Annotated in this window: 10 protein-coding genes; 7 read left to right on the top strand and 3 right to left on the bottom strand. The window is 63.5% G+C overall.

The genetic code is table 11. The features are described 5' to 3' along the window. Window positions 1–91: 91 nt before the first annotated feature. From ADN01_RS12230 to ADN01_RS12210, 5 genes are read left to right on the top strand one after another with little or no spacing between them, the layout of a single operon-like run. Window positions 92–715, top strand: a complete 624-nt coding sequence (locus ADN01_RS12230) for a CDP-alcohol phosphatidyltransferase family protein (RefSeq protein WP_062417603.1) — start codon at window positions 92–94, stop codon at window positions 713–715. 24 nt (window positions 716–739) lie between these two features. Continuing rightward, window positions 740–1609 (top strand): prolipoprotein diacylglyceryl transferase, encoded by an 870-nt coding sequence (lgt, locus tag ADN01_RS12225; protein ID WP_062417604.1) that lies wholly within the window; start codon window positions 740–742, stop codon window positions 1607–1609. 42 nt (window positions 1610–1651) lie between these two features. Then, on the top strand, window positions 1652–2593 hold the full coding sequence (locus tag ADN01_RS12220) for an ABC transporter ATP-binding protein (protein ID WP_062417605.1): 942 nt from the start codon (window positions 1652–1654) through the stop codon (window positions 2591–2593). After that, a complete protein-coding gene (locus ADN01_RS12215) occupies window positions 2586–4001 on the top strand; it encodes a stage II sporulation protein M (protein WP_062417606.1) in 1416 nt (471 codons plus the stop codon). Before ADN01_RS12220 ends, ADN01_RS12215 begins: the two co-directional genes overlap by 8 nt. Window positions 4002–4012: 11 nt before the next feature. After that, a complete protein-coding gene (locus ADN01_RS12210) occupies window positions 4013–4765 on the top strand; it encodes an MBL fold metallo-hydrolase (RefSeq protein ID WP_062417607.1) in 753 nt (250 codons plus the stop codon). Between the two features lie 12 nt (window positions 4766–4777). On the opposite strand, the gene ADN01_RS12205 is transcribed toward ADN01_RS12210, so the two are convergent. Further along, the gene (locus tag ADN01_RS12205; RefSeq protein ID WP_062417608.1) at window positions 4778–5281 is read right to left on the bottom strand and encodes an HNH endonuclease; all 504 of its coding nucleotides are present in this window, start codon (window positions 5279–5281) and stop codon (window positions 4778–4780) included. Window positions 5282–5447: 166 nt separating this feature from the next. On the opposite strand from ADN01_RS12205, the gene ADN01_RS12200 reads away from it, so the two are divergent. Then, the gene (locus ADN01_RS12200; protein WP_062417629.1) at window positions 5448–6353 is read left to right on the top strand and encodes a TIGR01777 family oxidoreductase; all 906 of its coding nucleotides are present in this window, start codon (window positions 5448–5450) and stop codon (window positions 6351–6353) included. 91 nt (window positions 6354–6444) lie between these two features. After that, window positions 6445–7713 (top strand): DUF3488 domain-containing protein, encoded by a 1269-nt coding sequence (locus ADN01_RS12195; protein WP_062417609.1) that lies wholly within the window; start codon window positions 6445–6447, stop codon window positions 7711–7713. A 16-nt stretch (window positions 7714–7729) separates the two neighbouring features. On the opposite strand, the gene ADN01_RS12190 is transcribed toward ADN01_RS12195, so the two are convergent. Then, complete coding sequence (locus tag ADN01_RS12190; protein WP_062417610.1) at window positions 7730–10366, bottom strand: FtsW/RodA/SpoVE family cell cycle protein; 2637 nt, start codon at window positions 10364–10366, stop codon at window positions 7730–7732. After that, window positions 10363–11235 (bottom strand): S-methyl-5'-thioadenosine phosphorylase, encoded by an 873-nt coding sequence (mtnP, locus tag ADN01_RS12185; RefSeq protein ID WP_062417611.1) that lies wholly within the window; start codon window positions 11233–11235, stop codon window positions 10363–10365. Before mtnP ends, ADN01_RS12190 begins: the two co-directional genes overlap by 4 nt. Between the last annotated feature and the right edge of the window lie 15 nt (window positions 11236–11250).

The raw sequence follows: 11250 nt of genomic DNA, 5'->3' as shown, positions 1-11250 counted from the left end.
TGAGCCTCTCGCTTGACAGTTTGCCTGGGGTAAGATAGCATAAGAAGGCTGGCTTTGGCCGGCGTTTACCCTTTTTGCGACGGAGCTAGACTTGGAACAGGCAGTGAAGAAAGAAGAGCCGAAGACTGTTACAGACTATGCGCGGGCGATTTTTAAGGGGGCATTTCTGCCGATCGCGGTGTTTTTGAACCGCCTGGGAATCAAACCGAATACCATCACGATTTTGGGCCTGGTGGGGCATGTGGGCGGGGCGGTTTTGGCAGCCCTGGGGTACATGACCTGGGCGGGCTTGCTGCTGTTGGTGATGGCGCCTTTTGATTTCTTAGACGGCACTATGGCGCGCCTGCGCGGAGAATCCTCCAACTTTGGCGCCTTTGTTGACTCGGTGACCGACCGCTATTCAGAATTCTTTATCCTGGGCGGCCTGCTGGTGTATTTCCTGGAGCATGCCAACCGCGAAGGGGCCATGCTGGTTTATTTGGCGGCGGCGGGGTCGCTGTTGGTTTCGTATATTCGCGGGCGAGCCGAGGCCCTGGGCTATGACGCCAAGATCGGCATCCTTTCCCGCCTGGAGCGCTACATCGTTCTCATCCCGGGTCTGGTCTTTAATATTCCGGTGGCGGCTTTGTGGGTCATCGCGGTGCTGTCAAATGTGACCGCTGTCCAACGCATCCTGCATGTCCGCCGTCAGGCGCATGCCGCGCGCACGAATTAATTCTTTATTTCTGAGGGTAGCCCTGTGACTCGTGAAGGTTTTTCTATCGGCCCGTTGTTCATCCATTTTTACGGTGTGATCATCATGCTGGGGGCGTTGGCGGCAGCCTGGTTGACCGCCTGGCGCGCCAAGAAAGCTGGCGTGGATTCGGAAAAAGTGTGGGATATGCTCCCCTGGGCGCTGCTGGGCGGCGTTTTGGGGGCGCGCATCTGGCACATTTTAACCCCCCCGGCCTCGATGGTGGAACGCGGCTACACCACCTGGTATTATCTGACCCACCCGCTGGATATGCTCATGATCTGGAACGGCGGCCTGGGGATCCCCGGCGCAGTCATCGGCGGGGCCATCGCGGTGTACATTTTCTGCCGCCGCAACAAGCTGAGCTTTTTGCAGTGGACCGATTTTATCGCCCCGGGGCTGGCCCTGGCGCAGGCCGTGGGACGCTGGGGAAATTATGTCAATCAGGAATTGTACGGCGGGCCTTCCAACCTGCCCTGGGCGATTTTCATTGAGCCGCGCTACCGCCTGCCAGACTTTGCCAATGTGGAATATTACCACCCGCTGTTTTTCTATGAAATGCTGTGGAATTTGCTGAATATGGGCGTGCTGCTGTGGGTGGGTGCGCGTTTTGCACAGCGCCTGCGTAAGGGTGAGATTTTCTTCCTTTACTTGATTATCTACCCTGTGGGACGCTTTTTCCTGGAGTATTTGCGGCTGGATCCTTCTCCGGTCGCTGGCTTAAACGCTAACCAAACCCTGATGGCCATCACGGCTCTGTCTTCGCTGGCATTCATCCTGCTGCGTCGGCAGCTGTTTCCGGTGGAACCGGAAGAAGTTCAGGACGAGGCGGGCGACGACGAACCATTGGAGCCGGCCGCGGAGGCAGACGCCTAGACCGTTTGCCCTGTGGGGCGGCCCAAGAAAGAGGGTTGCCGGATGATCCTGGCAGAGGATCTTACCAAGCATTTTGACGATTTTGTGGCCGTTAATGGTATCTCTTTAGACGTGCCTACCGGGCGGGTGATGGTGGTTTTAGGCCCGAATGGGGCTGGAAAAACCACCACCGTGCGCATGTTGACCAGCATCCTGACGCCCACCCGCGGAAGAGCGCTGGTGGCGGGGTTTGATGTGGTGCGGCAGGCCCATGAGGTGCGGCGGGTGGTGGGGGTGCTGACCGAACATCACGGCCTGTATGGGCGCATGAACGCGCATGAATACCTGGAGTTTTACGGCAATTTATACGGCCTGAGCAGCCGCGAGGCGCGCCGCCGCAGCGATGCACTCCTGGAGCAGTTTGGCCTGGCTTCGGCAGGCAAGAAGCGCCTGGGGGAATATTCCAAAGGCATGCGCCAAAAGCTGGCCCTGGTGCGCGCCCTGCTGCACGAGCCGCCCGTTCTGCTGCTGGATGAACCCACCTCAGCCATGGACCCCGAAAGCGCGCGCATGGTGCGCGACGCCATTCACACCCTGCGCTCCAGCGAGCGCACCATTTTGCTGTGTACCCACAACCTGCTGGAAGCCGAAGAGCTGGCCGATCAGGTGGCCATCATCCGCGCCGGGCGCATCATCCGCACCGGCACGCCGGAAAACCTGAAGCGCGAACTGCTGGGGGCGCCGGAATTTGAGGCGCGCCTGGGCAGCAGCCTGAATGGTTGGACGCCGGATGGGCTGCCGGAGGGCGTGCATTTGACCGGGCAGGGCGAAAACTGGCTGCGCTTTGGCGTGGAAGCGCCGGATGCGGCCAACCCCAGGCTGCTGCGCCGCCTGTTGGAGGAACGTCTGGCGGTGGTGGCCTTCTCCGAAGTGCCGCGCAGCCTGGAACAAGCCTACTTGGAGGCCGTTGCCCAAGAAAACCGCCAGGAGGCCGCCCGTGTTTAAGCGTTTATACCCTGCTCTGGTGATCACCCGCCGCGAAGTGCGCGACCAGCTGCGCGACTGGCGCATCATCTTCCCGGTGTTGGGCCTGACGGTCTTTTTCCCCTTCCTGATGAACTTCACCGCCCAGCAGATGTTGGGCTTTGTCAACCGCTACGGGGCCACCATCATCGGTGAGCGCCTGGTGCCCTTCTTGCTGATGATCGTGGGCTTCTTCCCCATCTCGGTATCGCTGGTGATCGCCCTGGAAACCTTTGTGGGCGAGAAAGAGCGCGGCAGCATTGAGCCCCTGCTCAATACGCCCCTGGAAGACTGGCAGCTGTATTTGGGCAAGCTGCTGGCGGCCACCATCCCGCCCCTCTTGTCCAGCTTTTTGGGCATGTCGGTGTACCTGGCGGGTCTGGTGATTGGGGGGGTGCCCCTGCCGCCGCTGCAAGTGCTGTTCCAGATCTTCTCGCTGACGGTGGTGCAGGCGGTGATGATGGTGGCGGGGGCGGTGGTGGTTTCCTCCCAGGCCACCTCGGTGCGCTCGGCCAATTTGCTCTCCAGCTTCATCATCATCCCGGTGGCGCTGCTCATTCAGGGCGAGTCGGTGGTGATGTTTTGGGGCGATTACACCACCCTGTGGTGGGCGGTGGGGGGGCTGTTGGTGCTGACGGTGCTGCTGGTGCGGGTGGGCACGGCCCATTTTCAGCGCGAGGAGCTTTTGGGCCGCGAAATTGATGTGCTCAATGTGAAATGGATGTGGCGCGTCTTCCGGCGGGAATTTACCGGCGGGGCGGCGCATTTTGGCATGTGGCTGACGCGCAGCCTGCCGCGCGCGTTGCGCGATATGCGCGTGGGCATCTGGGTGGCGGCGGGGCTGGCAGTTGCCGGGGTGGCCATCGGCCTGAGCATTGTGCCGCGCTTTTTCCTGACGCTGAACGTTGCGGATATGGACCAGATGGGCGGCCGCCTGCAAGACCTGTTGGACCTGTGGTCTTTGGCGGGGGCGGCGCCGGTGATGGCCATTTTCTGGCAGAATATGCGCGTGCTGCTGTTGGCCTCGGTGGTGGGGGCTTTTACCCTGGGTATTCTGGGGGTTTTACCCCTCATGGCTTCCACCGCGGCGGTGGGGTATCTGTACGGGCTGCTGGTCTCCAACGGCTTTCCGCCGCTGACCTTTGTGATGCTGATCCTGCCGCACGCCGTGCTGGAAATCCCCGCGGCGGTGCTGGCCACGGCGGCGGTGATCCACGCGGGGGCACGCCTGGCCACGCCGGATTCATCCAAAACTGTGGGCGAGGTGGGTTTGGCGGCTTTTGCAAACTGGTGTAAGATCATGGTAGGGGTGGTCATTCCGCTGCTGATCATCGCCGCGGGAATTGAATCCTGGCTTACCCCGCGCCTGGCGCTCTTATTCTTCCGCTAAGAGGAGAGGGTATGGGTAAGATCATTGTCCTGGGATCCGCAAATGCGGTGGCGGGGTTGGAGCAAGAAAACACGCACCTGCTGTTCACTGCGGGCGAACGCGTGGTGCTGGTGGATTGCGGCAGCAGTCCTATTCCGCGCCTGCGCCGGCTGGGGGTAGACCCGCTGCGGCTGACCGATTTGATTTTGACCCATTTCCACCCCGATCATGTGGCGGGTGCGCCGCTGCTCTTGATGGATCTGTGGCTGCTGGGGCGCCGCGAACCGCTGCATGTGTACGGGTTAGCGGATGTGACCGACCGCCTGCAGGCCATGATGGATCTGTACAACTGGAAGCGCTGGCCAGATTTTTACCCGGTGGTGTTCCACGTCTTGCCGGCCGAGGAAATGACGCCGGTGGTGGCTGACGCGGCCCTGTCGGTGTGGGCGTCGCCGGTGCGCCATCTCATCCCCACGGTGGGGCTGCGCGTACTGTTCCATGCCAGCGGCAAGGCGGCAGCCTATTCCTGCGACACCGAGCCTTGCCCGGCGGTGGTGGGCCTGGCCAGCGGGGCGCAGTTACTGCTGCACGAATCGGCGGGCCAGCAAACCGGCCATTCCTCCCCCGCGCAGGCAGGCGAAACCGCGCGCCAGGCCGGGGTGGAGGCGCTGTATTTGATCCATTACGATACCACCCTGGAAGAAGCCGAGCTGACCGCGGCGGCGGCTGAGACGTTCGGCAAGCCGGTGCAGCTGGCGAAAGACTTTATGGAGTTTGAGCTGTAATTTGGGGGGCGGTTACCAGCCGTTCAAGTAGGGTTCCCACTCGAAATATTCTTTTAAATGCCTACCAAAAATATACAGGGCAGAGGCCGGCGGCTCCTTGGGCGGGCGCAGCAGGGTCATGCCCGATTCCTCCAGGGTGCGGCCCCCCTTGCGGTGGTTGCAGGCGGCGCAGGCCGTGACCACGTTGGTCCACGTCTGGCGGCCTCCCAAACGGCGCGGGAAGATGTGATCAATGGTCATCTCACCGCCGGTGCGACCGCAGTATTGGCAGGTGTGGGCGTCGCGCCGGAAGACTTCGCGCCGCGTCAGCTTGACGGTGGGGCGGGGGCGGTGGATCATCTTATCCAGGCGGATAATGGAGGGGCGGGGGAAGGCGTTGCGCGCAGTTTTAATACTCCCGCGACCGTTTACCACCAGTGAGGCTTTTTCGGCCAGGAGAAGCCCGACCGCACGCCGCATATCGCAGACGTTGATCGGTTCGTAATTGGCGTTGAGTACCAATACCGCTTCATCCATCGCAGCACCCTTGGAAGGATTATAGCACGACTTGAGGCGGCAGCAATTTGCCCCCTGCGGCAACCTTACACAAAGCGTTGAGCCGTTTCTGCCTTTGGGGATACAATCAAGGCAGGTCAACCGCCTTAAAGCGGCTGAATGAGTCTGAAAAGCGGAGGGTATGAACATGCGCGTATTGATCCTGGGCGGGAGCGGCCTGATTGGGCAGGCCTTTGTGCGGCGGCTGGTGGAGCGCGGCGATGCGGTGACGGTGCTCAGCCGCAATCCGGAGCGGGTGCGGCTTCCGGCGGGGGCGCAGGCCGCCGCCTGGGATGGGCACACGCCCCAGGGCTGGGTGCATTGGCTGGAAGAGGCCGATGCGCTGGTGAACCTGGCGGGCGAGAATATCGGCGCGGGCCGGTGGAACGCCGAGCGCAAAGCGCGCATCCGCCAAAGCCGCGTGGACAGCGGCCAGGCGCTGGTGCGCGCGCTGGAACAGGCCCAAAAACGCCCTGGGCTGCTGCTGCAAGCCTCGGCGGTGGGCTACTACGGCGTGAAAAGCCAGGACGTGCTGACCGAGGAAGCCCCCGCGGGGGAGGATTATCTCTCCTCGGTGTGCGTGGATTGGGAGCATTCCACCCAGGCGGCTGAGGCTTTGGGCGTGCGGCGGGTGCTGCTGCGCACCGGGCTGGTGCTGACGGCTACCGGCGGGGCGCTGGAACGGCTGCTGCTGCCCTTCCGCCTGTTCATCGGCGGCCCGCTGGGCAGCGGCCAGCAGTGGTGGCCGTGGATCTCGCTGCGCGATCAGGTGGAAGCCATGCTCTTCTTGCTGGATCATCCCCAGGCCAGCGGGCCGTTTAACCTGACCGCCCCGCAGCCGGTGACCATGAGTGATTTTGGCCGCACCCTGGCACGCGTGTTAGGGCGGCCCTATTGGCTGCCTGTGCCTGCCTTTGCCTTGCGCCTGCTGCTGGGTGAGATGAGCACCCTGGTGCTGGATGGGCAGCGAGCGGTTCCGGCGCGGCTGCTGCAATTGGGCTACACCTTCCGCCAGCCCGATTTGAGTGCGGCCCTGCGCGAAGCCCTGGGCTGATCCCCCCTTTTTCGGCTCTACTTCCGGCCCAAGCCTGTACGGTTAAGGTACAATTGGGCCGGATGATTTTTAACCGAAAGGGACGACCCGCATGAAAAAAACGACCGTACAGGCGCTGACCGCGCTGGCTTTGGCGCTGTTGATTCTTCTGGCCTTAGACCGCCTGACCAACCGATTGGATGTGGTGGAAGGCCACGCCTGGGATTTTGTGTATTACATTGATATGGCTGAGAACGGCGTGTGGGGCAACCCCAACCTGGCCGCGCCTTACGCTTACCGCTTTATTACCCCGCTGCTGGCTCGCGGGCTGAATCAGCTTTTGGGGACGCCCACCTTTGTGGGCTTTAAGCTGCTGGCTTACGGCGGGCTGCTGACGGCCCTGTGGGGGGTGTATTTTGTGGCGCGCAAGCTGGGGGCTGGCTTTTGGGCGGCTCTGGTGGTCATGTCCATCCCGGCGGGGGCCTTGTTTAACGTCAAATTCCTGCTGTTTGATTTTTACCGCCCCGACCAGCTGGCCTACCCGCTGTTGGTGTTCGCCATTTTGGCGCTGATGTACCGCAAACCGACGCTGGCCGTGTCTTTGGGCGTGCTTGGCCTGCTCATCCGCGAGTATTTGATCATCCCCATCGCCATCGCCCTGTTTTTGTGGGCGCGGGAATGGTGGGCGAACCGCAAGGATGTGCGCCCCCTGGTGTGGATGGGCCTGACGGCGGCGGGGACGCTTTTGGTGCTGGCGCTGCCGCGCTGGCTGATCCCCATCACCATGACCCAGCAAATTTTGGACCCCTTCAACGATCCCCAATTTCTAAAGACCCTCTTCGGCATGCCGCTGAACTGGAAACGCAACTATAACTACGTCTTCAACCTGGCGGCGTATTGGATGCCGCTGCTGATTCTGGCCACCCCGGGGCGGCTGCGGCGCGCCTGGCAGGGGCTGGGGGCCTACCGCCCGTGGATCTGGATTTACCTGGGGGTCAATTTGCTGGGGATGATGTACGGCGGCACGGATATGATGCGCTACGCGACCTTCTTCTTCATCCCGCAGGCGTTTTTTATCAGCCTGATTTTGCAGGACCGCGAACAGCCGGTGCATGTGTATGAGGTGCTCTATCTGTGGGGCGCGCTGGTGATCTTCAACCGTCTGCTGTTCCAATTTCCCATTTGGGATTTCAACGCCTATCTGGATTTCTACGCCGGGTATGGGGACGTGATCACGCGCGGGTCGGCCCTGCGCTGGGCGGAATGGCTGGGGCTGACCGGCCTGGGGGCGGCGCTGCGCGAGGTGTGGCTGCGCTCTGCCAGCCTGCGCGAAATGACGCTGACAGCCCTGGTGGAACGCCTGCCCGCCTGGTCGCGCTGAAATTCGCAGGTAAAAACTACGGCTGAGTTGGGCTGCTGCTGAGGGTGGTGGGGTTCAACGTGGCCTGGAGCATTTCGCGCACGATGTGCGCGGCGGCGGCGGGGTTGTCTTCTTCAATCACCACGGCCAGGGCCAGGGGTGAACCCTGCCAGCGGGCCACGGTTCCGCCCAGGCCCCAGGTGACGGTTTGCTCTGGGCTGGCGGCACGGGCCACGCTCATCCACAGGGGCAGATCGGTGAGGGCCAGCCGGGCGGAGATATCCTGAACGGGCTGCGACGGCAGGGCTTCGCGGGTGGGGCCGCTGGGTAAAATCACCCAGCCTTCGGCGGGGGTGTTCACCGCCACCGTCAGACGCGGGGCGGGGGTGCGCCCGTCGGCGCTCAGGCTGGCTGCCGCCAGGGCCATTTGCAGGGGAGAAACGCGTAGGGATGCGGTTTGCAGCGGCTGTGCCGCATCCTGCACCGGCGGGACGGCCACATTCAACGGCAGATCGGGGGCTTCGGCCCAACCCAGATCACGGTACAGATTGCTGACCGCGGTGGGGGCGAGCAGCTCTTCCAGGGCAGCGGCGGCTTCGGGGCAGCCCGCCGAGACCACGTGTTCCCAGTTGAGATCCCCTGTGGGGGGCAGGGCACATTCCAAAATTGCCGAATTGGAGCGGTTGGCGAAGGCCCCCGGCAGGGCGGGCAGCGGCCCGCGCCCCGCGGCGGCGGTGAGCAGGAAGGGGTTGACGGCGGCTCCGAGGGGATAGGTTCCCTGCACGGCGCGGTTGAAGAGGGGGGCAGAGGGGTCCTGCCGCCAGGTGTCCCAATCGCTGTCCAGGCGGTTGAAATCGGCGTAGGGGTGTGAGGCCATCGCCAGGATTTCACCGGTCTGCGCGTTCATCAACACCAGCGCGCCGCGGTGTTCGCCCAGCAGGCGGTCCGCTTCGGCCTGCAAGGCTCGATCTAGGCTCAGGCGCACATCCAGACCCGGGGGACGCTGAGCGTAGAGCATCTGGTTGGTTTGAATCTCGGAGGTGGGAACGCCCTGTAAGCCGCGCAGATAGGGGTTGAGGGCGGCTTCCAGCCCGGAGAGGCCATAGAGGGGGTGCGCATAGCCGGTGACGAGACTCAGGGAGGGTACGTTGATCTGGCGGCGGTAGCTGCCGGGGCTGCCCACATCGGCCACCAGCGCCTGCCCCGAACGGTCTAAGAGCCGTCCGCGTCCCACAAAGCGGTCCAAAATGGCCTGGCGGGGGTTATCGGCGCGGGTGCTGAGGGGAGCGGCGCGCACCAGCGCCCACCAGCCTGCCCCCAGGGCCAGCACGGTCAGCGCGCCCACCATGCCCAGGGCCAACAGGCGGTAGGGGGCGGGCTTGGGCAGCGGCGCCGGTTCAAGCTCGGCGGGGCTGCTGATGAGAATGAGAATCAGCAGGATGATGAACGAAGTTAACAGGGAAGAGCCGCCGTAGGAGACATACGGCAGGGTAACGCCGGTGAGGGGCAGGGCGCGCAGGTTGCCGCCGATGATGAGGATGGACTGTACGCCGATGTAGGCGCTGAGACCGGCGGCCAGATAACGCTGGTAATTGGACGGGGCGTGCAGCGCGGCGCGCAGGCCGCGGGAGACGAACAGACCCACCACCGCCAGCAGACCCAGGCTGCCCGCCAACCCCATTTCTTCGGCGATAGCGGCGAAGATAAAATCGGAATGGGCCACTGGAACCAGACCTGGGCTGCCCAGGCCGGGGCCGCTGCCCATCAGGCTGCCCGCGGCGACGGCCATAATGGACTGCACAATTTGGAAGGAGCGCCCGGAGGGGTCGGCCCAGGGATTTAACCAGGCGGCCATGCGCGTCTGGATGACATCAAACAGCAGCGAGCCCAACACCGCCGCCGCCAACACCACCCCCACCGCGGCGGCCATCACCCGCGCACGGCCGGAGGCCAGATACAGGATCAGGAAATACAGGGTCAGGAAGATCAGCGCGGTGCCCAGGTCGCGCTGAGCCAGCAGCAGGGCCAGCGCGGCGCCGGTGAGCACCAGGGTGGGGGAAAGCAGCGACACCCAATTGAACTTGAGCCACAGGGCGTCGGCCAGATAGGCCGAAAGGTACACCACCAGCAGCAGCTTGAGCGGCTCGGAAGGCTGCAAATACACCCCGCAGCAGCCCAGCCATAATTCCGGCCCGGCCCCGGCAGGATAGACGCCGATGAAGAAGGTCAGCGCGGTGAGCAGCAGTCCGCTGGTCAGCCACAGGTATTTATAGCGGCGCAGCAGGCGCAGCGGTTCGGGGATGCGCAGGCCGAGGGCAAACACCCCGCCAGAAATGGCCAGCCAAAGGGTCTGGCGCAGACCAAACTGGGGTTCCAGGCGCCAGATGGTCATCAGTCCCCAGCCCGTCAGCAGGGCGGCGGCCGGCAGCAGGTAGGGGTCGCGGTCAGGGAGCTGACGCAGCAGCAGGCGGTGGAGCAGGGCAAAGGTGGACACCCACACGGCCACCCCCAGCCAGTGCGCCCAACGCAGCTCAGCCTGCCAGGTGTGCAGGCGCACGGCGGGGGCCAGGGTGAGGGCGGCGGCGTAGAGGAACACAAACCCGGCCGCCAGCAGCATCAGGCGGCTTTGGGTTTGGTCTCGCGGCGAGACGCTTTGCGGGAAGAGGTGGTTCACGGCTCCAGGTATTTGCCCACCAGCAGGGCCAGGCGCTGGCGCGTTTCCGGCGGGATGTGACTGGGGTTGGTGATGAGGGCTTTCTCCAGGCTGCTTTCACACCCGCAGGTCGGTTCGGCGTCTAAGGACTCCAGCAGGGAGAGGATGGCTTCCTGAACGATGTGCAGGCTGCGGTGCAGGGTCTGGATGACCATTTCCACCGAAACGGGCTCTTCGCTTTGATGCCAGACATCGTAATCGGTGACGTGGGCGATGGTGGCATAGCACAGCCCGGCTTCGCGCGCCAAGAAGGCTTCGGGGCAGGCGGTCATGCCGATGAGAGATACGCCCCACGAGCGGAACAGATGCGATTCGGCGCGGGTAGAAAAACGCGGGCCTTCGATCGTGACCAGGGTGCCGCCCTGGTGGGTCATGGCATCGGTGCTGGAGATGGCCTGGTAGGTCAGCTCGGAAAAGTCGGGGCAGAAGGGATCCGGCACGCCCACATGGGCCACCAAACCCTCGCCGAAGAAGCTGCTGGCGCGTTTACGGGTGAAATCAATCAGCTGGTTGGGGACGATGAGGTGGCCGGGGGCGTAATCTTCGCGCAGCGAGCCGACAGCGCTGACGCCCAGGACGCGGCGCACGCCCAGGGATTTGAGGGCGTAGATATTGGCGCGGTAGTTGACCTCGGTGGGGGTGAGGGTGTGCCCCAGGCCGTGGCGGGCCAAAAAGGCCACGCGCTTGCCCGCCAGGGTTCCGGTGATGACGGGCGCGCTGGGCGCGCCAAAGGGGGTTTCGACCTCCACCTGGGCGGTGTCGGTGAGGCCGGGGAACTGATATAAACCGGAACCGCCAATAATGCCTAAGACTGGGCTGTTTTCAGACATGCAGGTTCTCCTTTG

It is taken from the genome of Levilinea saccharolytica (assembly GCF_001306035.1).
Classification (GTDB): Bacteria; Chloroflexota; Anaerolineae; order Anaerolineales; family Anaerolineaceae; genus Levilinea; species Levilinea saccharolytica.
This window is presented reverse-complemented; position numbering and strand designations above follow the sequence as displayed.